This is a genomic window from Haloferax namakaokahaiae (assembly GCF_042663225.1).
Lineage (GTDB): Archaea > Halobacteriota > Halobacteria > Halobacteriales > Haloferacaceae > Haloferax > Haloferax namakaokahaiae.
In genome coordinates, this window is record NZ_JBHTAA010000002.1 from 244,715 (window position 1) to 270,805 (window position 26,091).

At 60.6% G+C, this 26,091-nt stretch carries 30 protein-coding genes; 16 read left to right on the plus strand and 14 right to left on the minus strand.

Translation table 11 applies throughout. From position 1 onward, the window contains the following. Positions 1–319 precede the first annotated feature (319 nt). A complete protein-coding gene (locus ACFQJC_RS06945; protein ID WP_390222587.1) occupies positions 320–1,045 on the plus strand; it encodes an ABC transporter ATP-binding protein in 726 nt (241 codons plus the stop codon). After that, entirely contained in the window at positions 1,042–1,734 is a 693-nt protein-coding gene (locus ACFQJC_RS06950) for an ABC transporter ATP-binding protein (protein ID WP_390222588.1), read from the plus strand. The genes ACFQJC_RS06945 and ACFQJC_RS06950 overlap by 4 nt, the downstream gene beginning before the upstream one ends. Positions 1,735–1,866: 132 nt before the next feature. On the opposite strand, the gene ACFQJC_RS06955 is transcribed toward ACFQJC_RS06950, so the two are convergent. The 3 genes from ACFQJC_RS06955 to ACFQJC_RS06965 form a co-directional block, all read right to left on the minus strand. Continuing rightward, positions 1,867–2,895, minus strand: a complete 1,029-nt coding sequence (locus ACFQJC_RS06955; protein ID WP_390222589.1) for a branched-chain amino acid ABC transporter permease — start codon at positions 2,893–2,895, stop codon at positions 1,867–1,869. Then, positions 2,892–3,752: a branched-chain amino acid ABC transporter permease gene (locus ACFQJC_RS06960; RefSeq protein ID WP_390222590.1), complete on the minus strand. Its 861-nt coding sequence runs from the start codon at positions 3,750–3,752 to the stop codon at positions 2,892–2,894. Before ACFQJC_RS06960 ends, ACFQJC_RS06955 begins: the two co-directional genes overlap by 4 nt. 87 nt (positions 3,753–3,839) lie before the next feature. Then, entirely contained in the window at positions 3,840–5,108 is a 1,269-nt protein-coding gene (locus tag ACFQJC_RS06965; protein WP_390222591.1) for an ABC transporter substrate-binding protein, read from the minus strand. Between the two features lie 342 nt (positions 5,109–5,450). Here ACFQJC_RS06965 and ACFQJC_RS06970 point away from each other — a divergent pair, with 342 nt between their 5' ends. The 3 genes from ACFQJC_RS06970 (at position 5,451) to ACFQJC_RS06980 (ending at position 8,650) form a co-directional block, all read left to right on the plus strand. Continuing rightward, entirely contained in the window at positions 5,451–5,903 is a 453-nt protein-coding gene (locus ACFQJC_RS06970) for a MaoC family dehydratase (protein ID WP_390222592.1), read from the plus strand. Positions 5,904–6,078: 175 nt separating this feature from the next. Beyond that, a complete protein-coding gene (locus ACFQJC_RS06975; RefSeq protein WP_390222593.1) occupies positions 6,079–6,918 on the plus strand; it encodes an acyl-CoA thioesterase in 840 nt (279 codons plus the stop codon). Between the two features lie 106 nt (positions 6,919–7,024). Continuing rightward, entirely contained in the window at positions 7,025–8,650 is a 1,626-nt protein-coding gene (locus tag ACFQJC_RS06980; protein WP_390222594.1) for an acyl-CoA synthetase, read from the plus strand. A 42-nt stretch (positions 8,651–8,692) separates the two neighbouring features. Here the strand turns inward: ACFQJC_RS06980 and ACFQJC_RS06985 are convergent, their stop codons facing one another. From ACFQJC_RS06985 to ACFQJC_RS07000, 4 genes are all read right to left on the minus strand, one after another. Further along, positions 8,693–9,472, minus strand: coding sequence for an SDR family NAD(P)-dependent oxidoreductase (locus ACFQJC_RS06985; protein ID WP_390222595.1), 780 nt, complete (start codon positions 9,470–9,472; stop codon positions 8,693–8,695). A gap of 4 nt (positions 9,473–9,476) precedes the next feature. Further along, positions 9,477–10,298 carry an enoyl-CoA hydratase/isomerase family protein gene (locus tag ACFQJC_RS06990; RefSeq protein ID WP_390222596.1) on the minus strand — a complete coding sequence of 274 codons (822 nt, stop codon included), beginning with the start codon at positions 10,296–10,298 and terminating at the stop codon, positions 9,477–9,479. Positions 10,299–10,605: 307 nt separating this feature from the next. Next, positions 10,606–10,890, minus strand: coding sequence for a 2Fe-2S iron-sulfur cluster-binding protein (locus ACFQJC_RS06995; protein WP_390222597.1), 285 nt, complete (start codon positions 10,888–10,890; stop codon positions 10,606–10,608). 1 nt (position 10,891) lies between these two features. After that, positions 10,892–11,377, minus strand: a complete 486-nt coding sequence (locus ACFQJC_RS07000; protein WP_390222598.1) for a GNAT family N-acetyltransferase — start codon at positions 11,375–11,377, stop codon at positions 10,892–10,894. Between the two features lie 200 nt (positions 11,378–11,577). Here ACFQJC_RS07000 and ACFQJC_RS07005 point away from each other — a divergent pair, with 200 nt between their 5' ends. The 5 genes from ACFQJC_RS07005 to ACFQJC_RS07025 are packed head-to-tail and all read left to right on the plus strand — an operon-like array spanning position 11,578 to position 14,065. Then, positions 11,578–12,453, plus strand: a complete 876-nt coding sequence (locus ACFQJC_RS07005) for a Phenylacetic acid catabolic protein (protein ID WP_390222599.1) — start codon at positions 11,578–11,580, stop codon at positions 12,451–12,453. 1 nt (position 12,454) lies between these two features. Next, positions 12,455–12,829: a metal-sulfur cluster assembly factor gene (locus ACFQJC_RS07010; protein WP_390222600.1), complete on the plus strand. Its 375-nt coding sequence runs from the start codon at positions 12,455–12,457 to the stop codon at positions 12,827–12,829. After that, positions 12,826–13,029, plus strand: a complete 204-nt coding sequence (locus ACFQJC_RS07015; RefSeq protein WP_390222601.1) for a phenylacetic acid degradation PaaB family protein — start codon at positions 12,826–12,828, stop codon at positions 13,027–13,029. Before ACFQJC_RS07010 ends, ACFQJC_RS07015 begins: the two co-directional genes overlap by 4 nt. After that, a complete protein-coding gene (locus ACFQJC_RS07020) occupies positions 13,026–13,805 on the plus strand; it encodes a Phenylacetic acid catabolic protein (RefSeq protein WP_390222602.1) in 780 nt (259 codons plus the stop codon). The genes ACFQJC_RS07015 and ACFQJC_RS07020 overlap by 4 nt, the downstream gene beginning before the upstream one ends. Then, positions 13,802–14,065 carry a PaaD-like zinc ribbon domain-containing protein gene (locus tag ACFQJC_RS07025; RefSeq protein ID WP_390222603.1) on the plus strand — a complete coding sequence of 88 codons (264 nt, stop codon included), beginning with the start codon at positions 13,802–13,804 and terminating at the stop codon, positions 14,063–14,065. The genes ACFQJC_RS07020 and ACFQJC_RS07025 overlap by 4 nt, the downstream gene beginning before the upstream one ends. A 33-nt stretch (positions 14,066–14,098) precedes the next feature. Here the strand turns inward: ACFQJC_RS07025 and ACFQJC_RS07030 are convergent, their stop codons facing one another. From ACFQJC_RS07030 to ACFQJC_RS07060, 7 genes are all read right to left on the minus strand, one after another. Continuing rightward, a complete protein-coding gene (locus ACFQJC_RS07030; RefSeq protein ID WP_390222604.1) occupies positions 14,099–14,530 on the minus strand; it encodes a pyridoxamine 5'-phosphate oxidase family protein in 432 nt (143 codons plus the stop codon). A gap of 9 nt (positions 14,531–14,539) precedes the next feature. Next, positions 14,540–15,694 carry an acyl-CoA dehydrogenase family protein gene (locus ACFQJC_RS07035; RefSeq protein WP_390222605.1) on the minus strand — a complete coding sequence of 385 codons (1,155 nt, stop codon included), beginning with the start codon at positions 15,692–15,694 and terminating at the stop codon, positions 14,540–14,542. Positions 15,695–15,719: 25 nt separating this feature from the next. Further along, positions 15,720–16,730 carry an MBL fold metallo-hydrolase gene (locus ACFQJC_RS07040; protein ID WP_390222606.1) on the minus strand — a complete coding sequence of 337 codons (1,011 nt, stop codon included), beginning with the start codon at positions 16,728–16,730 and terminating at the stop codon, positions 15,720–15,722. After that, positions 16,727–18,232, minus strand: a complete 1,506-nt coding sequence (locus ACFQJC_RS07045) for a UbiD family decarboxylase (RefSeq protein WP_390222607.1) — start codon at positions 18,230–18,232, stop codon at positions 16,727–16,729. Before ACFQJC_RS07045 ends, ACFQJC_RS07040 begins: the two co-directional genes overlap by 4 nt. After that, entirely contained in the window at positions 18,229–19,740 is a 1,512-nt protein-coding gene (locus tag ACFQJC_RS07050; protein ID WP_390222608.1) for a UbiD family decarboxylase, read from the minus strand. The genes ACFQJC_RS07045 and ACFQJC_RS07050 overlap by 4 nt, the downstream gene beginning before the upstream one ends. Further along, entirely contained in the window at positions 19,737–20,240 is a 504-nt protein-coding gene (locus ACFQJC_RS07055) for a hypothetical protein (protein WP_390222609.1), read from the minus strand. Before ACFQJC_RS07055 ends, ACFQJC_RS07050 begins: the two co-directional genes overlap by 4 nt. A gap of 289 nt (positions 20,241–20,529) precedes the next feature. After that, entirely contained in the window at positions 20,530–21,039 is a 510-nt protein-coding gene (locus ACFQJC_RS07060) for a gamma carbonic anhydrase family protein (protein ID WP_390222610.1), read from the minus strand. Between the two features lie 117 nt (positions 21,040–21,156). Between ACFQJC_RS07060 and ACFQJC_RS07065 the strand changes: the two genes are divergently transcribed. From ACFQJC_RS07065 to ACFQJC_RS07090, 6 genes are all read left to right on the plus strand, one after another. Further along, a complete protein-coding gene (locus tag ACFQJC_RS07065; protein WP_390222611.1) occupies positions 21,157–22,035 on the plus strand; it encodes a fumarylacetoacetate hydrolase family protein in 879 nt (292 codons plus the stop codon). 113 nt (positions 22,036–22,148) lie between these two features. Beyond that, entirely contained in the window at positions 22,149–23,537 is a 1,389-nt protein-coding gene (locus ACFQJC_RS07070; protein ID WP_390222612.1) for an acetate--CoA ligase family protein, read from the plus strand. Continuing rightward, positions 23,530–24,234, plus strand: coding sequence for an acetate--CoA ligase family protein (locus ACFQJC_RS07075; RefSeq protein WP_390222613.1), 705 nt, complete (start codon positions 23,530–23,532; stop codon positions 24,232–24,234). Before ACFQJC_RS07070 ends, ACFQJC_RS07075 begins: the two co-directional genes overlap by 8 nt. After that, positions 24,231–24,638, plus strand: coding sequence for an acyl-CoA thioesterase (locus tag ACFQJC_RS07080; RefSeq protein WP_390222614.1), 408 nt, complete (start codon positions 24,231–24,233; stop codon positions 24,636–24,638). The genes ACFQJC_RS07075 and ACFQJC_RS07080 overlap by 4 nt, the downstream gene beginning before the upstream one ends. Positions 24,639–24,713: 75 nt before the next feature. Further along, the gene (locus ACFQJC_RS07085; protein WP_390222615.1) at positions 24,714–24,890 is read left to right on the plus strand and encodes a hypothetical protein; all 177 of its coding nucleotides are present in this window, start codon (positions 24,714–24,716) and stop codon (positions 24,888–24,890) included. A gap of 98 nt (positions 24,891–24,988) precedes the next feature. Then, the gene (locus tag ACFQJC_RS07090) at positions 24,989–26,068 is read left to right on the plus strand and encodes a cupin domain-containing protein (RefSeq protein WP_390222616.1); all 1,080 of its coding nucleotides are present in this window, start codon (positions 24,989–24,991) and stop codon (positions 26,066–26,068) included. The last annotated feature ends 23 nt before the right edge of the window (positions 26,069–26,091 follow it).

A 26,091-nucleotide genomic window follows, 5' to 3' on the forward strand; every position in this document is an offset into this window, starting at 1 on the left:
TACCATCTGTGTTAGATTTGAGGATTGAAACAGCTCGTGCGTGGTCGTAGTGTCGATGTTGAATCTCGGTTCACGCCTCCACGGCGACGTCCGTCGTCTCTGTCAACGCCGGAGTGAACTCCAAGCGGACGCCGAACCTGTTACTTCGACGAACAGGGTGGCCCGGAGAGTCGAAAATCGTGTACGTACAATCCGAGTAACAGAGGCTCGCATTTTTGCACCTCAAATGACGAGCCGTTGAACGATTCGCGTGGTAAAGCGCTCGCCTCTGTCGAACGTTCGAGAAAACATTATAACCATGGGCAAACCTCTCTGTAGCATGTTAGCAGTAACCGACCTCCGAAAGGAGTTCGGCGGCCTAGTAGCAGTAGATGACGTCAACTTCGAAATTGGCGACGAAGAGATAGTCGGACTGATCGGTCCCAACGGAGCGGGGAAAACGACCCTGTTCAACAGTATCACAGGGGTCCTCGAACCGGAAGACGGTACCCGAGTCGAGTTCGACGGGACGGACATCGTGGCACTCGAGACGCACGCTATCGCCCGCAAGGGCCTGGTTCGAACGTTCCAAATCGTGCGCGTGTTCGACGAGATGACCGTCTTCGAGAACGTGATGACCGGAGCACTCTTCGGAAACGAGGAGTCCGTCTCGGAGCGAGAGGCCGAAGAGCGCTCGCGCGATGCACTGGAGTTCATCGGACTCATGGACAAGAAAGACATGACGACGGGTAACCTCCCGATCGCACAGAAGAAACAACTCGAACTGGCGCGAGCGCTCGCGTCCAAGCCGCGTCTGCTCCTCCTCGACGAGATTGCGAGCGGGCTCACCCCCGGTGAAATCGCCGAACTCACCGACACGATTCGTCGCCTTCGTGACGAACGCGGAATCTCGGTCTTCTGGATCGAACACATCATGGACGCGATTATGGGCGTCGCCGACCGCATCATCGTTCTGAACAGCGGGAGAAAGCTCGCCGAGGGGACGCCCGACGAGATTCGAGACAACAAGGAGGTCATCGAGGCCTACTTGGGTGACGAAGCATGATTCAAGTGGACGAGATCGACGTTTCCTACGGCAACATCCAGGTGCTGTGGGACCTCTCTTTCGAAATCTCAGAAGAAGACCAAGTCGTCTCGATAGTCGGACCTAACGGCGCGGGGAAATCGACGCTCCTCAGTGTGATGTCTGGACTCCACCCGTTCGACGATGGCAGCGTGACCGCCTGGGGTGAAGACGTCTCCGAGATGACCCCCTCCGAAATCGTCCAACGCGGCTTCGTTCACGTCTCAGAGGAGCGAAACCTGTTCGGAGACATGACGGTCCGCGAGAATCTCGAGATGGGGGCCTACACGCAGCGGAGTTCTCTCGAAGAGACGATGCAAGAGGTGTTCGAACTCTTCCCGATTCTCGAAGAGCGGCAGAACCAACGTGCCGCATCGATGAGCGGCGGCCAGCAACAGATGCTCGCCATCGGTCGAGGGTTGATGGCGAAACCGAAAATTCTGGCCCTCGACGAACCCTCCGAGGGACTCGCACCGAAGATTACGAACCGCGTGTTCGAGAAAATCGACGAGATTAGTGAGGAGGTGACCGTACTCCTCATCGAACAACACGTGCACAAAGCGTTGGGGCTGGCCGACCGTGCGTACCTGTTGGAGAACGGTGAGATCGTCACAGAGGACACTGGGCCGGCGCTCTTGGAATCCGACCACATCAAAGAAGCGTACCTCTAACTCCCGCGCGAGCTTTTCTTTTCGTTTCGTTCAGTCGCTGGTGAACCGCCCCGGGGTCAAGCCCCGAGGCATTCGCCTTGATTCTTCCGTAGACTCCGATGCAGGTTCTGCAAAAAGTAGAATCGCACTCGTTCAGCGGCCGCCTTCGACGTCTGTTCCACCTCCTTCTCGTTCGCTCGTGAGTCCGACGTCCGCGAGGATGTCTCGGATAGACCGAACGACGCCCTGGCGGAAGTACAGGAACAGCACGATGAGGAGTGCGCCGAAGATAGCCGACTGCCACGATTGGAGACTCTGAGCGGAACTCAGGAACTCTTCGACAGCGACGATGATAGTGGCCCCGACAATCGGACCCAGCGTGGTACGGAGTCCGCCGACGACGAGCACGATGAGGACGATGACGTCCACGGCGAGGAAGGTGAAACTACCCGGGAGGATGTAACCCGACTCGCGGGCGAAGAACACGCCGATGATACCGACGAGGAACGCGGCGATGAATCCCGCGATGGTCTTGTACCGAACCACGTCGATACCGATCGACTCGGCGGCGACTTCGTCCTCTCTGATGGCGTCGAAGGCGATACCGTACTTCGAGTGGACGAGTCGGAGGTAGATGCCGAGCGTCCCCACGAACAAGAGCAAGACGAGGTAGTAGAGCACGAGTTTCGTCTCGATACCGAGGGCGTCGGCGACGACGTCGAGCCCGAGGTACTCGTACGGGAACCCAGTCGATCCGCCGGTGATGTCGCGGGCCCCGACGAATATCTCGCTGAATACGAGTTGCAGGTTCAGCGTCAGAATCGAGATGAGGACGACGGTGAAGTTGCGCTTGGCCGAGACGTAACTGACGAGCAGGCCGATGAGACCGCACGCGAGTGCCGCGATGGGAAGGGTAACCCACGCGGAGATGGCCAACCAATCGGCTAGCAATGCCGTTCCGTAGGCACCGAAGCCGGCGAGACCTCCGATGAAGAGGAACAACTGGTCCGTGTGCCCGAACACGATGTTGAGCGCGACTGCGAACAGCGCGATGAGCAGCAGGTGCGTGAGAACGCTCTCGTAGTACGTGCTGCCGAGAACCGCCAGCGGCGCGAGTGCGAACAGTACACTGACCGCGGTGACGTTTCGGACTTCGGTTCGAAGCGACGGTCTGGAACTCATGATATCGCCTCCGGCCGGACGAGGAGAACGACGATAGCTGTCGCAAACAGGATGATCGTGGCGATGTAAGACCCGACGAAGAAGTTGGCGAACTGGTTCACGAGACCGAGTAAGACGCCTGCGGTAATCGCTCCGACCAAACTCCGAACACCGCCGACGATGGAGATGATAAGAGCGAACGTCGTGAACTGGAACCCGTTCGACACCGCGACTGCCGAACCGGCGGCGAACACCAGTCCGCCGAGACCCGCGACTGCGGCCGAGAGGACGAAGATGAGCGTCCGAATCCGGCGTGGATTGACTCCGACGAGGCGTGCGCCGCGTTCGTCTTGGAACACCGTCCGGGTCGCTTTTCCGAGGAACGTGCCCCGGAGGAAGCCGAACAAGATGGCGAGGACGATGGTCCCGACTGCGACGATGACGAGCGAACTCCCGGTGAGCGACGCACCGCCGACCGAGACGGTCCCGATGTCTAACGGGAGCGTGTACCGCGACGGGAAGTAGTTGATGAGCACGCCGTCGAGGAACACTGTCAACCCGAGTGTGGTAAAGATGCCGAGGAGGATGCGTTCCTCGCCGTCCGACCGATAGACGAGCGAGAGAATCGTCCGATCGACGAGCAACCCGAAGCCTGCGACTGCGACGAGCGCGACGATCGCCGCGACGGTGAGACTCATGCCGCTGTTGACGACGATTGTCGCCACGAGCACCGCGAGCACGGCGAAGGTACCGATGGCGAGGTTGAGCACTTCACCAAGCCCGAAGACGAGCGTGATTCCGACACCGAGCAGGGCGAGGAACACGCCGAAGGCGAGTCCGTCAACGGCGACACCCAGTAGTGTACTAGTCGTGACCATGTTACGACTCCGATATCACCAAGCGGTCTGCACCCCCGCTCCGGTGGGTGGGGAGTGCGTCGGTGCTGTCCCGTGCTGATGGCCCCTTCATTGGTCTGCGGGGAGTGCGGGCAGTGCTTCGGTGCGGAACTGTTCTTCGAAACCAAAGTCACCGTCCGGGAAGTACGATGGAGCTTCCGCCGTCAGCTTGCTGTAAATCTGCACCTGGTTCTTCAGTTCGCCGTTCTCGGTGTACTCGATTGGGTTCGCAAACAGGGTGTCGAACTTGATGCTGCGGATGGCCTCGGCGATTGCCGTCGGCTCTGCCGACCCCGCGTCTTCGATTGCTTGGGCCAGCATCTTGCCCGAGACGTAGCCGTAGGCGGTGTGAGTGTCGAACTGAGAGCCAGTCGCCTCCCCGAATCGTTGTGCGACTTCCGCGAACTCGTCGCTGTACGGGTCCGAGTTGTGCACGTGAGTGAACCCGCCCTCGAAGGCGAGGTTGCCGAGTGCACCCGCGATGACGCCCGGCGGGAAACTCGGACCGGTGATGACGTCTGGCGAGTATCCGAGTTCGTTCAGCTGGTTTGCGATAGTGAGCGACCCCGGCGGGTGACCCGTGGCGACCATCATTTCGATGTCCTCTGGGAACTTCCGGATGAACGACTTGAAGTCGCTCGCCCCGACGGGTGCAGCCTCGATGGCTACGTCAACGTCGAAGTGTTCTTCGATCCCCTCCTCGACGGACCGGCCCCACGCGTAGTCACCGATAATCGCACCGACTTTCGAGTAGCCGGCGTCCGCGACGAGACTGGCCTGTGCCCGCATCGTCGTGTCCGCGGGAAGCAACCCGACGCGGAACGTGTAGGTCGTATCGGGAGTAATCGTCTCGTTCGACCCCGACATGTGGAGAAGCATCGGCACTTCGAGTTCCTGTGCCGTTCGCGCCGTTCGGATACCGACGTCAGAGGAGACGGGGCCAACCGTCGCCACGGCGTTCTCCTGTTCGACGAACCGGCGGAACGTCGAGTCCGCGGCGGCGGCGTCACTCTTCGTGTCGGATTCGACGATTTCGAGTTGCCGTCCGAGCACACCGCCGTCTTCGTTTACTTCCTGAACGGCGAACGCCAATCCGGCCTTGTGGGCGTTCCCCCACGGTGTGAACGGACCCGAGAGTGGTTGGAGAGAGCCGATAACGATTGGGTCACCGGAGCCACCGCCCGACCCACCGTCTCCCGTCGTGTCTCCGTCGCCTCCACTTCCGCTACCGCCGTCGGAACCCGAGTCGCCGCCGGTACATCCGGCGAGTAATCCGGCACCCGCGACGCCACTCAGTTTCACAAAGTTCCGTCTACGCATCAGTTTTGGCTTAACCATGACGTTCACAATTATTCACACCGTTAAAAATCTTTGCAGTGTGTTCTCGTCTGTGATGGCACTGTACGTTCGACAGACAGGACGCCATGAACGCCCGATTTCGACGGATTGAGTTCGTCGAAAAACCAGATGAAGCGTGGCGAGTCGAGAATCGGCGACGATTGCGATACTGCACACGTGTTGACGCTGTCGTGGCGGTCTGTCCGCACGGTCAGTCTGCGGACGACGTCGATGCGAGGGCGTGGCCGATGAACCGCTCGGTGAGACACTGACGTGAACTCGTCACCGACCTCCGTCGCCGACGCAAGCACTTATTAATTCGTTCACACGACGTAGAGTGCGATGGCACTCCGATGCTACGAAGACATTCAGGTTGGAGAAGTTCACGACCTCGGCTCCTACGAGGCGGACCGCGCAGAACTCCTCGCGTTCGCGGAGCGATACGACCCCCAACCGATTCACATCGACCCGGACGTCGCGGCAGAGACGATGTACGGTGGAATCATTGCGAGCGGCTGGCACACTGCGAGTTCCTGTATGCGCTTGCTCGTGGATGAATTCCTCTCGGAGACAGAGACGCTGGGGTCGTTCGGTCTCGACGAACTCCGATGGAGAACGCCGGTCTATCCGGGTGACGAGATAACAGTCGAAGTCCGAATCCTCGAAAAGACCGAGTCTACCAGTCGAGCGGACCGTGGCTACATCACGTCCGAGACTGAAGCCAAGAATCAGGACGGAGACGAAGTCGTCTATTGGCGGGCGACGAACATCTTCCTGAGAACAACAGAAGACTGACGCCTCACGACCGCGCGTCGGCCGAGGTGGATTGCATCTTCGACAGTGGTCCTCGGCGGAATCGACCCGAGCACACACGCGAACGAATTCCGGGACATCCTCTCGAAGGACGCCAGCCTTCGACACCCTTGCCGAAAACTGAATTATATTATATGATCATGGCAATCACGTACACGTGCGTACTATTGACAAGCACCCGGTTCGCTTCGGCGAACTCGCGGGACCACTCGTACATGGAGCGATGTTCTTCGACTGGCAACTCGTCTCGACGCAGGAGTTCGCTCGCGGGATGGAGTACTCGTTCGAGGAACTCGTCGCCGACGGCGCGATTCCGTATGCCCCCGTTGGGGTCGATACGACCGTCTATCGATATCCGACGTTCGGTGAGACGGTCTCCGTGGACGTCATCGTGAGCAACGTCGGCAATTCGAGTCTCAAATTGATTTACGAGATGACCGATGGTGACGGTGAACCGCTCTCGACAGCCCAAATGACACACGTGACGATTGCACCTGCGGGAGGCGCACTCGCCCATCCAGCAGACGTCAAAGAACGACTCGCCGAACGCCAAACGAAACGGACTGTCAACGTCGGCCCCGGCGAGGAACCGACTGGTGACGAGTCGTATCCGACGTTCGAAGAATCGTTCAGCGTGAACTCACCCCATATCGAGTCCTCGGAACTCGCGTACTTCGAAGAGTATCCACGGTTCGCTGATATCGCCCTCGAGTCTCATTTAGAGAGCGAAGGAGTGCGTTTGGCCGACCTCGCTGGCGAGTATCAACCGTTCCGTATCCGCGACTGGCACTGGGAGTTCAAGTCACCAGTCGAGTTCAACTCCGAACTCACGGTCGAATGTGACGTTCGAGCAGTGGACGACGAGACGATTCGAATCGACCACACGTTCCGAACAGCGGGAGAAACTCGAATTCGTGGCGTCAGCGAGTACGGTTGCTTCGACCGTACTGGAATCCCGACGACGTTCACTGCGGAGATGCTCACTCCTTTCGAATAAGTGTCGAGATGAACAGTCTTGCGCCACCTACACCGGAGAAAGGAGTTGATTCAATGGCACTAACCACAATCTATTTGACGATTAATACTGATGCTTAAACTAAGCGATGCAAGAGAACATACCAGAGTCATATCTGCCAACGGAGGGACCTCAGCTCATACACGCACTGCCAGAAACCCACTATCTACAGGAGATCAACGTCGCTACCGAGCTGGTTGACCGACACGTCTCGGCGGGCCGGGGAGACAACGTCGCAATACGGTTCGAAGACGACGAAATCACGTACGCCGACCTTCAAGAACAGGTCAATCGTCTCGGCAACGGGTTGCTCGAACACGGCGTCGAGCCGGGAGACCGCGTCGTCGTTCGGTTCACGAACCGCCCCGAGGCAATCGTCGCCTGTCTCGCAGCCCAGAAAATCGGGGCAGTCGCGTTACCGTCGATGAAACTGCTGCGTGCGGCGGAACTCGTTCACATCATCAACAACGCAGAGGCATCGACCGTGGTCGTCTACGACGACCTGCTCGAAGAGATCGACCTCGCACTGCCGAAGACGGACTCGGTCGAGAACGTCATCGTCGTCGAGCGCAACGGTGTCGAACACGACCACACTGATTACGACGAACTCACCTCGGCTGCGGACGATGAGTTGGAAGCGTACCAGACCGAACGCGACGACATCGCGTTGATGCTCTACACCTCGGGGACGACCGGCGAACCGAAAGGGACGGTCCATACGCACCGCCAACTCCTGGCGACCGCCGACAGCTACGCACGGTACTGTCTCAATCCAACCGAGGACGACGTGTTCGGTGGCAATCCACCACTTCCATTCGCGTACGGCTACGGCGACTTGGTGACGTTCCCGCTCCGGTTCGGTGCGACCACGAGCCTCGTCGAGAACGCCACACCCGGTGACCTCCTCCAGGCCGTCGAAGACCACGGTATTTCGATTCTCTGCTCGATTCCGACGGCGTACAACCAGATTCTGGAAAAATACCCCGATGCCCCCGAGGAGTACGACACGTCCTCACTCCGTATGGCGGTCAGTGCGGGTGAGCCACTGACCCACAGCACGTTCAACGCCTTCTACGACAGCTACGGAGTCGAGATTTACGATGGCATCGGCACGACGGAGATGCTCCACATCTTCGTGAGCCATCAAGAAGGACAGGAGATCGACCCCGGTGCGACGGGCTACCCCGTTCCCGGATACGAGTGCAAAGTAATCGACCCGGACACGGGCGAAGAACTCCCGCGCGGTGAAGCAGGGATGCTCGCAGTGCGTGGTCCAACGGGAATCACGTACTGGAATCGTCCCGAGAAACAGCAGAGTGCAACCGTCGATGGATGGAGTCTCCCCGGAGACATCTACATTCACCGTGACGATGGCCGTCTCGAATACAAGTCTCGGAAAGACGACCTCATCATCTCCAGCGGCTACAACATCCCCGGCCCAGAGGTCGAGGCAGTGCTGCAGGAACGCGAAGAGGTCTCAGAGGTGGCCGTCGTCGGCGTCCCAGACGACGAACGCGGACAGGTCGTAAAGGCGTTCATCATCGTCGCAGACGGATACGAGGGTAGCGACGAGTTGACAGAGTCGTTGCAGAATCACGTCAAGAACACGCTGGCACCGTACAAGTACCCACGCCGGGTCGAGTACGTCAAACAACTCCCACGGACCGAGACCGGAAAGATTCAGCGCGTGAAGCTCCGCGAGCGCGAGCAGTAACCGCGAGAATCGAGAAAATTTTTTTACGAACGAAAGAGCGTCCTATCGCCGGATGTACCCGCCGTCAACGTGCACGGTTTCGCCAGTAATCCAACTGGCGGCGTCGCTTGCGAGGAAGACGACTGCATTTGCCACCTCCGCTGGCTGACCGACGCGTTCGAGCGCGTACGACTCTCCCAATTTCTCGCGGTACTTTTCTATCCACTCGGTGGTGGACGGTGTCTCGACGGTTCCCGGACAGACGCAGTTGACTCGGACACCTGCGCCGCCGACTTCCTTGGCCATCGTCTTCGTGAACGACTTGTTCGCCGCTTTGGCTGCGCCGTACACTGCCAGTCCCGGGTCGTTGCCGCGGTACGATGAGCTCGCGTAGTTGATGACGACACCCTCGTTCCGTTCGACCATCCCCGGAAGTGCAGCGTGGGTGCAGTTGAGTGTCCCGTAGAGGGAGACGCGAAGTTTCTCGTCCCAATCAGACGGCTCAGAGTCGAGGAATCGTTTGACGCCCGCTAATCCTGCGTTGTTGACGAGAACATCGAGTGCGCCGAACGCTTCGTTCGTCGCTTCGACCATTGCGACGGCGGCGTCGTACTCAGAGACGTCGATTTCGACCCCGATCGTTCGGGTGTCGTACGCATCAGCGAGACGGTCTGCGACCTTTCGTGCCCCTGCTTCGTCGAGGTCGGCGATGACGACGTTCGCCCCGAGGGAGGCAAACGCTTCCGCGACGGCTTCGCCGATTCCCTGGGCGGCGCCGGTTACACAGACAGTCTTGTCAGTGAAGTCGAACGCCTGCCGAATGTCTGGCGACTCGATGGTCACGACCTTACTTCCCCTCGAATTCGGGGCGTTCGTCAGAACCGAACGCGTCGATTGCTTTCGCGTAGTCGTCGGATTGCGCGAGGGCCGGCCACGCGTGGCTACCGTACTCGATGCCAGCGTCGTAGCCGACGTTGCGCGTGATGTTGACCGCCTGCTTGATGGAACGAAGTGCCAGCGGAGGCTTGCTCGTCAACTTGGATGCCAGTTCGTTGACGTGCTCGTCGAGTTCGTCGCGTTCGGCGAAGACGTCGGTCAGAATGCCATCCTCTGCTGCCTCCGTCGCACTGAGACGGTCCCCGGTCATCGTAATCTCTTTCGCACGGCTTGCACCGACGATAGTAGTCAGTCGCTGGGCAGCGGCACCACCAGGGAGGACGCCGAAGTTGACCTCGGGCTGACCGAACGACGCGTCTTCGGTTGCAAAGCGGAAGTCCGACGACATCACGATTTCGAACCCACCGCCGAGACAAAGCCCATCGACGGAGACGATGACTGGGGCATCGTACTCCTCGAAGGCCGCACACATCTCACAGAAGAGGTCGGGCACTCGCTTCTTCTCGTGATAGGTCGAAAAGTCGCTCATTTCACCGACGTCCAACCCGGAACAGAACGCCCTGTCACCCGCCGAATCGACGAGGACCGCACGGACTGCGATACCATCAGCCTCGTCGTCCAGTGCCTGGAACGCATCGAAGGCGTCGATGAGTTCGTGCTGCATCTGGATGTTGATGGCGTTCATCGCCTTGGGACGGTCGAGCGTGATACGTCCCAGCCCAGATTCTTCGTCGAAAGACCAGTCGATAGTCTCGTAGTTTGTCTCTGACATCGACTGTCAGTTTTTCACCGGTCCATTAATACTTAACGACGGCCGAATTTGACCCGCGTAGTATGCCAGTATACAATTCCGTATACATTCACGGGATGGGAATGAAACGTTGACACGTACTCCTCCAAGATTACAATCGTAGTACTGTAATGAGATGTGGACCCTCAGAGCCAGTAAACTATAACGAAAAAACACCATTGGTTAGTATACAATAACGTATACAAAATCGGCGACGATGCAATACGAATGGCTCTGGGTGGAAGTGCTCACGAAAGAAAGAGCCGTGAAACGAACCTACTCGGGGAAATCAGGGCCCGCAGTTCGAACGAATTTTCAGATCCGAGCGTGCCTTTGCGACGCACGTGAGAACGTATCCCTCCTCCTTTTCAGATTCAGAGAGGAACATCGCCTCTACCTGGTCCACTTCGCCTTCGGCGACCTGTAACGCCGAACAGACGCCACAGACACCCATGCGACATTGGTATGCGAGGTCCATTCCAACCTCTTCGGCGACCTCCAAGATTGGTCGGTCGTCCGGGACCTCGATGGTGCGACCCTCATCGACGAATTCGACTTCGTAGTATTCGACCATGTTAGAGGCGTTCTTCGTAGACAAGTTCGACGGGTTCCAACCCGTGGGACTCGAGCATCTTCGAGGCTGCCTCGTCACCAGCCAGCACGTCGATTCGGTAATAGTTCACCGCGCGTGGGCCTTCCGTGAACCACTCGGCGGCCGCGTCCAGTAACTCGCCAGCGACGCCCTCTCCGCGGTACTCTTCGCGCACGTACAGTCCATTGACGTAGCCGTGGTTCGCAAGGCGGAAGATTGGATGGTCACCCATCACCCGCGCTTCGAGGACGCCAATCGGGGTATCCTCGTCGTCAGCTTCGGCCAAGATGACGGTCCCGTATTTCGAGTCGATGAGCTGATTCTCGAAGTATCGAAGCCAGCGTTCGTCGGCTTGGTCGCTGTGTCCGTATCGGTCGTCGAAGCTCGAAAGATGGCTCGTGAATCCGTGCCAGAGGTCTAGGATTTCGCTTCCATCGGCTTCAACAGCGTGTCGTGTACGAATACCCATACTACGTGTACTAACCCCAAATGCCTAAAATATTCTTATCAACCTGAGCCTTCGGTTAACTTATCCGCGAGTTGCCAACTACACGAAGCGTGAAGATGAGAGAAACATTAATTAACTCGCGCTCCAAGGTTTGAATAGCCGACCTTAGACAAGCCATGCCAACCGAAAAGCAATTTAAAGACCAGCTGCAGAACGGTCGAATGATCGAAGACGAATCGGAGATGACCGAAGGCTACAAGAAGGCGCTCAAGGCCACGCTCAAAGTGTCCGCCGACACGGAACTCATGAGCGCACCCGCCTACTACGAGATGTCGATGAACGCACCGACCCTCGACGCTCGCGCCTCCTGTATCAGTGTCATTCAGGACGAACTTGGCCACGGACACATCGCCTACCGCCTCCTCGAAGACCTCGGTGAAGACCGCCAAGAACTCATCTACGAGCGCGAGCCCCACGAGTTCAGAAACACCTACGGGTTCGACCAGCACCTCGAGACGTTCGCCGAACTCGTCTGTGCACACGGGCTGTTCGACCGCGCAGGGATGGTTCTCCTGAGCGACATCGAAGCCAACACCTCGTACGCACCCTGGAAGCGTGCACTTCGCAAAGTCGGCAAAGAAGAGCAGTTCCACCTCCGACACGGCGAGACGTGGATGCGCCGATTGGCTAACAAGTCCGACAACACAAAACAACGCGTCCAAGACGCGGTCGATTGGATGTTCCCGATGGGAATCGAGTGGTTCGGCATGTCGGACGAGAAGAAGCACAACACCTCCCAACTCGACTACCGAATCAAAGGCAAGACCAACGACGAACTCCGCCAAGAGTGGATGAGCCACACCGTCCCGCTCGCCAACGAGCTCGGTCTCGACGTGCCGGCGCACTTCGACGACGAAGCAGAGGAGTACGTCCTGGAATACGACATGCCAGTCGCCTTCGATGCGGAGAACAAAGAGTGGCTCTTCGACCAACCAATCGGCTGGGACGACGTGCTCGACCGCTGGCGCTCGCGCGGGCCGGCGAACGAGAAGTACGTCAACCTCCTCCAGTCGGGTAAGTTAGAGGTCGAAGTCTGACATGAGCGCAAACACCGCAGGTGTCGGCACGGCCGGGTTCAGGATTGGACCCGCCGATGACGCCGACGAATTCGAACAAGAACTCTGGGCGAACGTAGACGAGGTTCCCGACCCGCACATCCCCGTCAGTCTCGTTGACATGGCGATGATCTACGACATCCAGGCCGACGGTGGCCACGTCACGGTCACGATGACGTATCCATGTATGGGATGTCCAGCCTACGACATGATTCAGGACGACGTCCGTGCCGTCCTTCGGACGGTTCGCGGCGTCACCGACGTGACTATCGAAGTGACGTGGGACCCCGTCTGGTCGAAAGACATGCTCACCGACAGCGCACGCGAAGAACTCCGAGATGCAGGAATTGGACTATGAAGTACCACGTATTCACCCGTAACCGACCAGGAGACGACTTGATTCACGCAGGAACAGTACAGGCGGATTCCGACCGGCTCGCACGCATCTACGCACACCGGACGTACGACGAAGAGGCGTGGGAGTTCATGGGCGTCGTCCGCGAGGACAATCTCCTCGAAGTCGATGAGGAACCAATCTCGAGTAGAGGTGTCGCATGAGCGGAGACGAAGACGCGGGCTGGCCGGCAGTCGCAATCGACTACGTTCAGGCCATCGCCGACACCAAGTTGCTGCTCGGCCAGCGATACGGTGAGTGGATGTTGAAGGGCCCGAACCTCGAAGACGACATCTCGGGAGCCTCCAACGGCCAAGACGAAATCGGACAGGTTCGACAGTTGTTCCGCCTGCTGGAGCGACAGGGCGTTGACCGCGACTGGCTCGAGACGGACCGCGAACCAGCCGAGTACGCGAACGCCCAACCGCTCGACGAGGAAGCAGAGGCGTGGCCAACGTTCATGGTTCAGGTCGCCCTCATCGACCGAGCCGCGTGGTTGCTGCTCGATGCCATCCAACACGACGACTTCAAAGGGATGGTCCAGAAGATGGGTGAAGACGAGTACTTCCACCTGGAGCACCACGACGCTCGCCTCGAGACGCTCGCCGACACGCAACCGAAAGCGGTCGAGATGGCCCTCGAACGGTACTTCCCGGGTGCGCTCGCGTTCGTCGGACCCGCAACCTACACCGAGAGTGAAGACCCACTCGTCGAGACGGGCTTCACCGACCGCCCAGTCGCCGAGATTCGCGGGGCGCTTCACGAGCACTACGAGGACCTGTTCGCAGGGACCGACGTCACCGTCCCCGCACTCGAAGACGACGTACCAGACCCATCGGCGTGGGACGAGACGCGACGCCGGACCGGCGACGGCCACGTCGATACCAGTGTGGTCGAACAGCTCCAGGGCGTCACGAACCGAGAGTACGTCATCAAATGAGTTCTAGCGACTCATTCGCTGGCGCCAGCTCCGGTACCGACCACGGGAACAACACGATGAACGACAGAGACAAAGACCGCGAGACGCCCGAGATAGTCTGCCCGTTCTGCGGGTCGGCAGACAACGAGCGTGAATCGAGATTCGGCGGCGAAGTCTCGAAGAGCCAGTACTACTGCAACGGCTGTCACACCGTCTTCGAACGTATCAAGTTCGACGGGGCGACCCCCTCGACTGGGCGCGAACGAGACGGGAGTCGGTGAGTAAAAACGAACGAAATCTGCGTTTCGTCTCTTCTATCCGAGTTTCCGGAAGTCCCACGAGACGGTTCGGTCGGGAGTCAGCTCGACTTTGACTCGCTCGTGACCGCTCGCGTCGGGAATCGACTTGACCGTCCCAAACAGCGCACGCTCGATGTCTGCGACGTGTTCGCTGTCGGTGACGATGGTGGCCTCGCCGCGCCACTGAACGCCACGGTGCTCGGCGTACTCGTCTTCCCCGGCGTCTACGATTGCCGCCGCGACGCCCGTCGCTTCGATGTTTGCGACCTTGACCGAGTCGGCGTCGGTCTCGAAGCAGAGGGCTCCATCGACGATAGCGAACGCGACTGGGACGACGTGTGGGAGGCCATCGGGTCCGACGGTGGCGACACGTGCGACGGCTGCGTCCTCGAAGAGAGCCGCCTGCTCTTCTTCAGTGAGCGCGATGCGGTCGTAATTACGGGCCATGGATACGGCTCAGAACCCCAGCGCGTTGCTCGCCACCGTCGTCTTCTGAATCTCCGAGGTGCCACCGATGATAGAGAGGATGCGAGCGTCTCGGTAGTACCGTTCGAGTGGGAGGTCCGTTCGGTATCCCTTTCCGCCGTAGACTTGCATGGCGTTACGCGCACAGAACTCTGCGGCATCACTCGCAGTGAACTTCGCCCGTGAGGAGACGCGGGTGTCTCCCTCGCCGTCGGCGATGCGAACTGCCGAGTCGTAGACGAGCGCCCGTGCAGACTCCAACCGAGAGTCCATGTCGGCGATGAGGACCTGAACGGCCTGATATTCTCCGACGGCCTTTCCTCCCTGTTCTCGGTCGCCAGCGTACTCCACCGCGTGGTCGAACGCGGCGCGACCGATGCCACAGCCGATTGCCCCCAGCCCGGTCCGCGCCATGTCGATAGTTCCCATAGCGATGCGGAATCCTTGCCCGATAGACCCGAGGAGCGCGTCGGCATCGACTTCCACGTCCTCGAACGTCGAGTCACCGGTGATGTGGCCGTGCATTCCGAGATACTCGCCGCGTTCGAACGTGAAGCCCTCGACGTCGTCGGGACTCGGGACCAGGAAGACGCTCACTCCGTGTGAGTCGTCGGGTTGTGGGCGTCTTCGCGCGACGACGAGATGTACGTCCGCGACGCCGGCGTTCGTCCCGAAAGACTTCGTCCCGGAGAGTCGGTACCCGGAGTCGGTCGCCTCGGCGACCGTCTGGAGTTCCGTCGGTGACGAACCAGCACCGGGTTCGGTCAGCAACATCGAGCCGACAGCCTCGCCGGCGACCATCTGAGGGAGGAGTCGCTCGCGTTGCTCGTCGGTGCCGAAGTTCAACACGGGCAACATCGCAAAGGTGTGGCCCTGAATCGTCTCTGCGACCGCACCGCTCTCCGCAGCGATTCGCTCGATTGCCAGACAGTACGAGATGAAATCACCGCCGAGACCACCGTACTCTTCGGGGATGAGGATTCCTAAGAGTCCAGCCTCGCCGGCGCGTTCGACGACGTCACGCGGGAATTCCCTGGTTCGCTCGATTTCCTCCGCACGGTGTGAAAGCGTCTCAGTTGCGAACGAGTCTGCACGGTCCAGAACGTCGGTGTGCTCCTCGGAGAGAGCACGGTCGAGTAACGACATACATTCCCTTCGTGAGTGAAGGACCTTATCTGTACCGTGAGGGAGAGTCCGTGTCGAGCAATACGGCATCGGAATCGGGCACCGTACCATCGGTGCGGACGTACCGGTCGATATCCCCATCGACTCGTTCTGCCAATCCCCGACGGACGGCGTACTCGAGGTGCGCAGCGGCCTCTCCTGCCCCCATCTTCGCGTGGATACCACGCATCTCACCGAAGAGTGACCGAGCGACGGACCACGGCGTCCGCCCGTCACTCCCCGGCGCAGGGAGTTCGGCTCGCGCGTTCAGCACCCGCTCGGCGTGGTGGGCACGAATCACAGCGATTCGGTCCGACAGATCGACGGTCGAACCGTGGCCCGGGAACGCGTTCGGTGTGGCCGAATGGGAGTTGACGCGTTCGACCACGCGGTCGAGGGTGTCGAGATACGTCGCAAGCGAGTCGTCCATTCGAGTGTCGGTTCCACCGACGTTCGGCGTGTACATCGGCAACACTGCGTCACCGAGAAAGAGCGCGTCTCCAGCATCGAGAACGAGGTGCCCAGCGGTGTGGCCCGGGGCGTGGACGACCTCGATGTCCCCGAGCAAATCTCCGTCTACGAGACCCGTCACTTGACACTCGGCAGGCATCGGTGATGGAGAGTCACCTGCACGGACCGCATCGACGATTTCGTCGGGGACACCCCATTCGCGGAGGCGACGAGCGTCTCGCTCGACCCGTCGAGCTCGCTCCGCGCCGTAGTCAGCGACCAGTGGCGCGTCGGCTTCGTGCATTGCGAGTTCGGCTCCGGCCGCCGCAGCGAGGCGCGGAGCCAAGCCGGCGTGGTCGGCGTGCCAGTGCGTGACGACGACGGTTTCGACCGATTCGACGTCGAGACCGATCGCAGAGAGACCGTCTCTCAACACGCCCCACGACTCGTCTCCGGGTGGGCCCGGGTCCACGACGAGTCCACACGCTGGGAGAACGTACGTACTGTTCGCACCTTCTGGACTCGCTGCGGTGTGTGAGATGCGTTCGACAGTCGTCTCGTCGCTCACGCTTCGTCACCCCCTTCGACTGGGTCTTGCCACCCACGCGGTTCGTGTTCGCTCCCGTGTTCGAACCCCATCTCGGTCCACTCGGCCCTGACGGACGCTCGAAGGTCTGCAGGGTACATCGTCTCGAAGGTCACTCGTGGAGCGATGTACTCTTCGTCCCAACGCGGGTCCCACGCGGCATTGACGTAGACGTTCGCACCCGTCGAGCCGTCCCGCCGATAGTGGGGCGCACGCGCGGCCGGTGCTGCAGAGTCGGAGAACTCCCAGTCGTTCGCGGGGTGTGCTTTCACCCAGATGTCGTCGAACGCCCGCGCGAGGTCCATCGGCGGGGTCTCGGTATCGAGAACGACGACTTTGTCGAAGAGTCGGGAGAACGAAAAGAGGGTGTTGGCGAGTTGCCACTCGAAACCCGCGTAGAGGATGTCGCTGGCGACGAGACAGATTCCGAGTCCCGCCTCCGCAGGCAGTGAGAGCCACTCGACGGGCGAGACCCCCCAGTAGTTGTTCACGCGGCCGTACAACCGGGCGGACTCGACGATCGAGAGAAGCAAACGGTCGTCAGCCATCGGTGCACCGGTCGGCGAAAACGGCACGATAGGGTTCTCACGAGTCGCAATTCGCTCCGTCCGGGCCTCGATAGTCGCCGTCGAGACGACGTCTTCCCACGGTTCACGAGTTCTCTCGGGGTCGTGAACCGTCTCGTCGGTAGCGGCGCTCTCGGTCACTGTCACCTCCACGAGTACCTCACTCTCCGCGGGGACTGGTCCGATGTCTGGCGAGGCTACTGGGACGGGACAGAACGCGTTCGCAATGAACGGCGCGCCAGCAACCTGCGTCTCGCCAGTCCATCGCATGAGCGCGCCCACCAGTGCAGCAGGTGGCGCGCCGAGTGCGAGCGAAAAGGTGGACCCCGTCGTAAGGTCTTGCGAGACCTTCGTCGGAACCGAGAGTCGCAGCCGATTGCTCCCTCGAATCGACCCTCTGACGGGGAACCACTCGACCGCATCGACGTCGAACTCGTCCGTGGACGACCGCGTATCGCTATCGTTCGATTCGTTCGGCTCCGTCGCGTACGCGCCGATGCCGAGTGTAATCGTCGGTACTCCCGTGTCGTGAACGGCCGGAAGCCCGAGCGACCGAAGGTCAGTCTCGGCCACGGTCGCCACTGCTGGCCTCACCTCGGGAGTCGGCCCACCGCGTCGGGCGGCAACCAACGCATCGAGGACATCGAGGTATCCAGCACGGTAGCCGAGTCCAAGTGCCGACGCGATACGCGACCACGGTTCCCGCGAGCGCACCGCGAGTCGGTCGGGGCCACCGTAGCCCCCACCGAGCAACCGGGCACACCCGCCCGCATCCGAGAGCAAGACTGCCGGACCGTTCGCTCGTGCCGCTTCCGCGGCGACTGCGAGTGCGGTGTCGGCCCAGTGCGTTCGTTCGTCGATGCGGGCGAGGTCACCAGCGTCGGAGAGCGCGTCGAGGTGCGCTCGGATACCACTCATCGAAGGTCGCCTCCCGCGAATGAACCCACATCGACACCGGCATCGGTCAGGATTTCACGCGCACGTTCGCGGACGAAGTCGTCAACGACGGCCCCTTTGTCGGCCGGTTCCTCGTCACCAGACGTCGCGTCGATGTACGCCTTCGTGGTCTTGGTCTTCGACGTTCCCGTCTCGTCGTCACCTTTCTCCTCCGGCGTCTGGTAGATGTTGAGCGGGACCTTCGGCATTGCGACGGTGCCGAACTGGTGGAAGTCGGACTCGGGGTCGGCGTTGAGGGCGAGCGCTTCGAGTACCTCCCGTGTCGAGAGCGGATCGACGTCCGAGTCAACGAATACGAAGAAATCGACGTGGAGCATTCCCCACGTGGTGAAGATGAAGTTCGCCAGTTCGTGGAGGTACCCCGGCCGGGAGACGTCGGTAGAGACGACGTACACCGTTCGTGGGGTAAACCGCCACGGAACACATTTCTCGACGTCGTAGCCCGCAGTTCGAAGGCCGAGTGTGGCGTCCGGCCCGACACACGCAACCTCGACCGTTGCACTCGTATTTAGCGTGTGTCCGACCCCAGACCCCTCCACACAGAACGGAATCAGCGGTCGCTCGCGGTGCGTAATCGCATCGACTTCGAGAACCGGCATCGACCGTCGAGGGCCGTGCATGTACCCGAAGTAGTCGCCGAACGGTCCCTCGTCGAGACGTTTGTTCGGGACGACGTGGCCCTCGACGACGATTTCGGCGTTCGCGGGAACCAGTAAGTCGTTGGTCTCACACTCGACGAGTTCGATTGGCTTACGCTTCAGTCCGCCTGCGAACCCTGCCTCGTCGCGTCCAGTCGGAATCCACATCGAGGAGGTCATCTGCGTCGCCGGTTCACCGCCGATGACGAGTGCGACCGGCATCCGTTCTTCCTGGCGCTCGTACTTGTAGTAGTAGATGTTCGGGGTTTGCTCGCCGGCGAGCAGCAGCAGGCTCATGTGCGTCCCGTCCTGTACCATCGAGCGATGCGACGACCAGTCAGACCACGCAGACTCCGGGTCCTTGACGACCATCGTGTGGAGGTTCGAGTATCGACCGCCGTCACCAGCGTGGATGTACGGCCACGGCAGCGAGAGTAAGTCGGCATCTCGGCCACGTCGAACGACCGTCTTACACGGTGCGTCCGACGGGTCGATGGTCTCCGGCGAAATCGGCTGTTGGAGTCGGTCGATGACCGTCTCGTAGTACTCGTCCGCGGGGAGGTCTGTCGGAAGTCCGAGCGCGAGGGCGACACGGTCCCACGGTTGCCGCCGACTTCCTCGGTACGGGTCACCCACGAGTCGGGCGTCGATACCGGAGTGTGAGACGGACTCGAAGACGGGAATCCGGTCGTCTCGTTGGTTAGCGAGCATCGTAATCGTGCTCGCTTCGAGGTCCCACGACACCGAACGCTCGATACGCGTGAGGTCACCTCGCTCGTCGAGGCGGTCCAGATACTCTCTGAAACTGTCGGTCGGCTGGGTCGTACTCACGTTTCATCCCTCCCGATGAGTTGTCTCGAGAGGTCTTCTTGTTCGAGTGCCGTCCGGCGCTGCACGTACTGTTCGAGGAGTTCTGGGCGCGTCTCAGCGAGGTATTGTCGGACGAACGTGCGAACCGCTTCTGAGACCGAATCGTACTCACCGGTCTCGACGAGGTACGTAACGAGTGCGCGAACGTCTTCGCTCCGGACGGTGACGACGTCGGTCTTCGTTCGACTCTCTTCGATACACTGGTCGAGAATCTGGTCGTCGATCGGCGTGATATCGAAGTCGGCTTCGATGACCTCGATGTACCACTGCTCTTCGGTGTTCTCGTGGGGGCCGCGAAGGACAGTCAACGGGATTGGGTCGTCGAGTTCGTCGCTGTCTTGCGAGAGGCGAGCGCGCGTCTGAAAGATCTCTTTCGTCTCCTGATTCGTCACCTGAATCGTCACTTCGCCGTCCGTGTCAGCCGGGAGGTGGTCCTCCGACGTGATGTACTGAGAGCTCATCTCGCCCACCCACATCGTTCGTCTCGTCGTGCCATTACTACCACGCTCGTACTCCTGGCAGATAAAATCACCGTGCCCGTTTTACGTCACCTGAAGCCCCGAGGCGCGAGAATACACATTCCGTATACGTAACAGCAAACTGCGGCGTTGGAACCAGTAATCGAGCGTTGGAACTACTACGAGCTGTTGAGAGCCAAAAACGTGGCCGGCCATTGCAGAGCGTCGATTTCCGCTTGTTTTGGGTCTGAACGAATTGGCCGTCAGTCCGCGTCAAAGCCGAACGTGGCGCTCACTCCTCGTCGAAACCGGTGTCTTGGTGGACGAACTCTCTGCTGAGTTCGACGTAGTGGTCACGTGTGTCCGCGATTTTCACTAGCTGGTCGTCCGTGAGTGGTCGAGTCTTCGCAGGGACGCCGTAGGCGAGGTGGCCTGACGGAACGGTCTGGTCGTGGGTGACGACGGCGTGGGCGGCGACGATACTGTGGGACTCGACAGTCGCCCCACCGAGCACGCAACTTCCGATGCCGACGAGTGCCTCGTCTTCGATAGTGGCGAAATCGACGACCGCACCGTGGCCGATGCTCACACCGTCACCGACCGTCGCGCCGTGGAGCATCGTGAACTCCTGTACGTTCGTATCCGCACCGACCGTGACTGCACCACGGTCCCCCCGAAGGCAGACGAACGGCCACAGGCTCGCCCGTGCCCCGACGTCAACGTCACCCACGAGATACGTGAGGTCGGCAACGAATGCGCTCTCGGCTATCTTCGGCTCATTTCCGTCGAACGGGTACTGCATCGTGAAGACGAGTGTCGCCGAGCGACATAGTAATTCCCGTCTCACCGAGTCGATATTATCACCAGTTCTACCCGAACCGGTGTAATTTAAACACCTGGGGATGAATCTACGGACGAAATGAGGTTCGTTCGATACGATCAGAGCCAACTCGGCCTGCTGACCGACGACAGCGAGGGTATCATCGACTTGACCGACCGCCTTGGTCTCACGAGCGACGAACCGCTCGTCGAGTATATGGAAGGCGACTACGACGCGAGCGAGTACGTCGATGCCGACGCCGACGTTGACGTCGCGGACGTCACACTCGAAGCACCGGTCGGCCGACCGGGGAAGGTCATCGCCGCACCGCTCAACTACGAGAACCACATCGAGGAGGCAATCGCCGACAAGGACATCACGACCGACGAGTGGTTCTCCATCAAGGACAAAGGATACTTCCTGAAGGCACCGTCGAGCGTCATCGGTCCATCCGAAGACATCGTCATCCCGTTCAAGGACCGCCGCATCGACCACGAGGTCGAACTCGGGTTCATCATGGGAGCAGAGACGAAGGACGTCTCGAACGAGGAAGCGTGGGAGAACATCTTCGGCTACACCATCCTCCTCGACATCTCCGTGCGGGGCGACCAAGACCGTTCGAACCGCAAATCCTACGACACCTTCACCGTCGTCGGCCCGTGCGTCGTCACACCCGACGAGGTCGGCGACCCGCAAGCCCTCGACCTCGAACTCGCTGTGAACGGCGAAGTTCGCCAGTCGGACAACACGAGCGACATGGTCTACACGTGTGCCGACGTCGTCCAGTACGCGTCCATCGGGGCGACTATCGAAGTCGGCGACGTCATCACCACCGGCACGCCCGAGGGTGTCGGCCCGCTCGCAGACGGCGACGTGGTCGATGCGACCATCGAGAACATCGGTTCGTTGTCCATCGATGTCGTCGAGCGCGACGTGGCGTTCGAAGACGTTGACGTCCAAAAGCACGGGCAACACTAACGCCAGTACTGCATCCAGTCTTCGTTTTTATTCTCCGCGAGTCGCCTCCGAGCCGCGGCGACGTCGCAATCGGCGTCGAAAGCACTATGCTACTGTTCTGATTATGGGAAATTGTGACACACACATTCGAACTCGGCAGACTCTTCGATCCATCGTCTATCGCGGTGGTCGGGGCGTCTACCAAAGAGGGAAAAATCGGCTACGAGGCGATGGAGAACGTCCACGATTTCGGCGGTCGGGTCTATCCAGTCAACCCGTCCGCAGAGGGGAGTATCTTCGGTGCGTCGTTCGTGGGGTCCGTCACCGACATCGACGACGACGTTGACCTCGCACTGCTCTGCGTCCCGGCACCAATCGTCCCGAACGTCATCGAAGAGTGTGGCGAGGCGGGCGTGGGTGCGGCCGTCATCTACTCCGGTGGCTTCGCCGAGGCAGGTGAGGAGGGAGTGGAGATTCAACGACGGATGACTGAGATCGCCAACGAACACAATATCGCGCTCCTCGGCCCGAACACGAGCGGGTTCGTCGTCCCGCGAACCGAACTTTTCGGTTCGTTCGCAACGGGCGTCGAAAACTTCCCACCGGGCGGTGTCGCCATCGTCGCACAGAGCGGTGGTGTCGCCCACTCGCTCGCGTTTCAGGCGACACGCGAGCGACGTGGCATCTCCGCGATGGTGGGTCTCGGCAATCGCGCGAACGTCGGCTTCGAGGAAGTCATCGAGTACTTCGATGCAGACCCAGAGACGGGTGCCATCATCCTCCACGTGGAGGGAACAGACGACGCCCGCTCCCTCTTGCAGACGTGCCACGATGCGGACACCCCCGTGTTCGCCTACAAAGTCGGACAAGCTGACGTCGGTGACTTCGCAGCGTCTCACACGGGTGCCCTCACCGGGGACCACGCACTCTACCAGGCCGGGTTCGCACAGTACGGCGTGCCGACGGTCGATTCCACGAGTCAACTCCTCGACGCCGGCCACGTCGCCGCGAGCGCGCCGCTCCCTGACGGGACGAACGTCGGCGTCGTGACCGCCCAAGCGGGACCGGGCATCATCATCGCCGACCGCTTGAAGCAAGCGGGCGTGTCACTTCCGTCGCTCGAAGACGAGACGACCGAGACCGTGAACGATATCCTCCCCGGCATCACGTACTCGGCAAACCCGGTCGATACGGGCCGACCGATGCCGGAGTTCGGAGCGGTCGTTCGTGCTGTGGCGACCGACGAGAACATCGACGCAGTGCTCGTCTACGAACTTCACGAAGCCGCACTCGGCTTCCCAATCGAGGAGCTGGATGGTCTCGCCGAAGAAGTTGGAAAGCCAGTCGTCTTTGCGACGGCAGGCCCAGAATCCGACCTCGCACCGGACCGTACAGAACTCGAAGACGCGGGCGTTCCAGTGTTCGAATCACCAGAACGCGCTGCGGACGCGGTTGCCACGCTCGCCACGTACGCGCGCCTCCGTGACGATGCCGCGCCCGCGGGGGTGATCGACGATGCGTGACGGCGAGAAGGTACTCGACCAAGCCCGCGCCGACGGGCGGGTGACGCTCACCGAAGCAGAGGCGAAGTCACTCCTCGCTGAGGCGGGAATCGAGACGCCGGCGTTCGAAGTCGCCTCGACACCGGCGGACGTCGCCGACGCGGCAGAACGCGTCGGCTTCCCGGTCGTTCTGAAGGTCTCCTCGCCCGAAGTGACCCACAAGAGCGAGTGGATGGACGGACTCGGAGTGACGGTAGGCGTGGCGGACGCAGACGAGGCCGCAGGCGTCGCGGCGGACATCTTCGACGCCGCCGAAGACGTCGGAATCGACGCGGACGTGCTCGTCGAGGCCGCCGCAAACGTCGATGCGGGCACCGAAGTCATCGTCGGCGGCCTCCGAGACCCATCGTTCGGTCCCGTCGTTCTCACGGGTCTCGGTGGCGTCTTCACGGAAATCTTCGAAGACACGACCCACCGACTCGCACCGATCGCGGACGAGACGGCGCTGGCCGCCATTCGGGAACTCAAGTCGGCACCACTCCTCGAAGGGTATCGCGGAACCGAGCGAGCCGACCTCGACGCGCTCGCCAGCGTCGTTCGGCGAGTCGGAGACTTACTCGTCGAGTACGACGAGATAGCAGAAATCGACGTGAATCCGGTGCTTGCGACGGCAGACGGCGCGTTGGCGCTGGACGCACTGGTGGTGCTCGAAGAATGACGACGTTCGAACGCACCTGGACGGTTCGGTTCTCCGATACCGACCCCTTCGGCATCGCACACTACCCGCGAATCATCGACGCGCTCCACGAGACGGCGGATATGTTCATGGAGGAGCTCGGATTCCCCTTCTGGGAGATTTCCATCGACCACGGCTTCGGACTGCCACTCGTCGAAATCGACATGGAGTTCGAACGGCCGATGGAGGCGGGTGACGACATCGAAATCTCCGTGATACCGACGCTCGGAACGCGGAGCCTTCGGTTCGACTACGTCGCCCGCAAGGACGGAGAAGTCACGTTCACGGGCCACGAGACCCGCGTCTGTGCGAGTAAAGACGAGGTCAGTTCGCGCGACATTCCCGACGACCTGCGGGAGGCGATCGAACCGTACATCGAGGAGTAGTGTGCCGCCTGACGGGTCTCCGTCGGGAATCGTCGCTGACGACATACTTTTGTGACCGCCGACCCGTGTGCACGTATGGCAGAGTTCGACAACATCTACGCGGAATCGAACCCATTCGTCCGAGCGCATTTCGACTGTCCTCAGTGCGGCGGGAAACTCTGGGAGTACGCCATTCAGGGGCAGATGGTCTGTGAGGACTGTCGCAACCCGTTCCCCTCGGAAGACATCTTCGACGAGCAAGCAAAGCGATAGCATACGGTGAGGCAAAACGCCACTCTGGGGCGGGTGAGCCGCCGAAAATCGAGAACTGACCCATACATTTATCACTAATCCTCCAGAATATTTCGACCATGGCCGAACAAGAGCCAGAGGAACTCTTAGAGATGAGTGCCGATACGCGGGGACTCCTCGAAGAGAACGACCTCCGACCACTCTGGGAAGTCGAGAAGGACCTGGGAAACCACTTCAACGACCTCGAAGCCGACATCTGGAAGTGGGAGGATATCAAGGCGTCAATCGACGCCATCGAGAAGGACGTGCCAATCGAGGACCTCCCACCGGGATTCCAGCGACGCGTCGCGGTTCCCATCAACACGGGCTATCGAAACGCCGTCTCGAACACCATCTACCTCGGTGTCCAGACCGTCTCGCCCGGTGAGACCGCACCATCGCACCGACACGGTGCGAACGCCCTTCGGTTCACCATCGACGGCAGCGAGGACATGAAGACGGTCGTCGCGGGTGAGGAGTTCCCGATGCGGGACAACGACCTCATCACGACGCCGCAGTGGGAGTGGCACGACCACGTCAACGACTCCGACGAAACCGCCGCGTGGCTCGACGTGCTCGACCTGCCGCTCGTCCTCGACTCCCTCAACGCCCGCAACACCTTCGAGAACCACGAACTCGAACGCCAACCGGTCACGAAGTCACAGGGTTACTGGGAGTCGCAGTACGGCCGTGCCCGTCCGTACGAAGACTCGAAGAAGGACGGGATTCCCGGCCCGTTCGAGGGGAACTGCGCGGCGACACCACCGTACCGATTTAGCTGGAAAGATACCCTCGAAACCCTCCGACAGCGAGCGGCGAACGACGACCCCGACCCACACGACGGCTACTGCCTGTCCTACGTCAACCCCGCGACGGGGAACGCGCCGCTGTTCCCGACGATGTCGTTCCGTGCGCAGTTGCTCCAAGAGGAGACGAATCCGCACTTCCACAACGCCGTTGACGTGTACTTCGTCATCGAAGGCGACGGTGCGACGCACGTCGGCGACGAGGTACTCGAATGGGGCGAGCGGGACATCTTCGTCGTGCCGCCGGACGAGATTCACCACCACGACCCCGACGGTGAGGCGATTCTCCTCGGGATGACCGACCGCCCGGTGTTCGAGGCGTTCAACTTCTACGCCGAGGCCGAACCCAATTAACTGCGATAGGCGTCCCTACTCTC

What these genes read in the sequence shown, in the direction of transcription:
- ACFQJC_RS06945 (WP_390222587.1), top strand. Translation starts at nt 320, where the DNA reads ATGTTAGCAGTAACCGACCTCCGAAAGGAGTTCGGCGGCCTAGTAGCA.
- ACFQJC_RS06950 (WP_390222588.1), top strand. Translation starts at nt 1,042, where the DNA reads ATGATTCAAGTGGACGAGATCGACGTTTCCTACGGCAACATCCAGGTG.
- ACFQJC_RS06955 (WP_390222589.1), bottom strand. Translation starts at nt 2,895, where the DNA reads ATGAGTTCCAGACCGTCGCTTCGAACCGAAGTCCGAAACGTCACCGCG.
- ACFQJC_RS06960 (WP_390222590.1), bottom strand. Translation starts at nt 3,752, where the DNA reads ATGGTCACGACTAGTACACTACTGGGTGTCGCCGTTGACGGACTCGCC.
- ACFQJC_RS06965 (WP_390222591.1), bottom strand. Translation starts at nt 5,108, where the DNA reads ATGGTTAAGCCAAAACTGATGCGTAGACGGAACTTTGTGAAACTGAGT.
- ACFQJC_RS06970 (WP_390222592.1), top strand. Translation starts at nt 5,451, where the DNA reads ATGGCACTCCGATGCTACGAAGACATTCAGGTTGGAGAAGTTCACGAC.
- ACFQJC_RS06980 (WP_390222594.1), top strand. Translation starts at nt 7,025, where the DNA reads ATGCAAGAGAACATACCAGAGTCATATCTGCCAACGGAGGGACCTCAG.
- ACFQJC_RS06990 (WP_390222596.1), bottom strand. Translation starts at nt 10,298, where the DNA reads ATGTCAGAGACAAACTACGAGACTATCGACTGGTCTTTCGACGAAGAA.
- ACFQJC_RS06995 (WP_390222597.1), bottom strand. Translation starts at nt 10,890, where the DNA reads ATGGTCGAATACTACGAAGTCGAATTCGTCGATGAGGGTCGCACCATC.
- ACFQJC_RS07000 (WP_390222598.1), bottom strand. Translation starts at nt 11,377, where the DNA reads ATGGGTATTCGTACACGACACGCTGTTGAAGCCGATGGAAGCGAAATC.
- ACFQJC_RS07005 (WP_390222599.1), top strand. Translation starts at nt 11,578, where the DNA reads ATGATCGAAGACGAATCGGAGATGACCGAAGGCTACAAGAAGGCGCTC.
- ACFQJC_RS07010 (WP_390222600.1), top strand. Translation starts at nt 12,455, where the DNA reads ATGAGCGCAAACACCGCAGGTGTCGGCACGGCCGGGTTCAGGATTGGA.
- ACFQJC_RS07015 (WP_390222601.1), top strand. Translation starts at nt 12,826, where the DNA reads ATGAAGTACCACGTATTCACCCGTAACCGACCAGGAGACGACTTGATT.
- ACFQJC_RS07020 (WP_390222602.1), top strand. Translation starts at nt 13,026, where the DNA reads ATGAGCGGAGACGAAGACGCGGGCTGGCCGGCAGTCGCAATCGACTAC.
- ACFQJC_RS07025 (WP_390222603.1), top strand. Translation starts at nt 13,802, where the DNA reads ATGAGTTCTAGCGACTCATTCGCTGGCGCCAGCTCCGGTACCGACCAC.
- ACFQJC_RS07030 (WP_390222604.1), bottom strand. Translation starts at nt 14,530, where the DNA reads ATGGCCCGTAATTACGACCGCATCGCGCTCACTGAAGAAGAGCAGGCG.
- ACFQJC_RS07035 (WP_390222605.1), bottom strand. Translation starts at nt 15,694, where the DNA reads ATGTCGTTACTCGACCGTGCTCTCTCCGAGGAGCACACCGACGTTCTG.
- ACFQJC_RS07045 (WP_390222607.1), bottom strand. Translation starts at nt 18,232, where the DNA reads ATGAGTGGTATCCGAGCGCACCTCGACGCGCTCTCCGACGCTGGTGAC.
- ACFQJC_RS07055 (WP_390222609.1), bottom strand. Translation starts at nt 20,240, where the DNA reads ATGAGCTCTCAGTACATCACGTCGGAGGACCACCTCCCGGCTGACACG.
- ACFQJC_RS07060 (WP_390222610.1), bottom strand. Translation starts at nt 21,039, where the DNA reads ATGCAGTACCCGTTCGACGGAAATGAGCCGAAGATAGCCGAGAGCGCA.
- ACFQJC_RS07065 (WP_390222611.1), top strand. Translation starts at nt 21,157, where the DNA reads ATGAGGTTCGTTCGATACGATCAGAGCCAACTCGGCCTGCTGACCGAC.
- ACFQJC_RS07075 (WP_390222613.1), top strand. Translation starts at nt 23,530, where the DNA reads ATGCGTGACGGCGAGAAGGTACTCGACCAAGCCCGCGCCGACGGGCGG.
- ACFQJC_RS07080 (WP_390222614.1), top strand. Translation starts at nt 24,231, where the DNA reads ATGACGACGTTCGAACGCACCTGGACGGTTCGGTTCTCCGATACCGAC.
- ACFQJC_RS07085 (WP_390222615.1), top strand. Translation starts at nt 24,714, where the DNA reads ATGGCAGAGTTCGACAACATCTACGCGGAATCGAACCCATTCGTCCGA.
- ACFQJC_RS07090 (WP_390222616.1), top strand. Translation starts at nt 24,989, where the DNA reads ATGGCCGAACAAGAGCCAGAGGAACTCTTAGAGATGAGTGCCGATACG.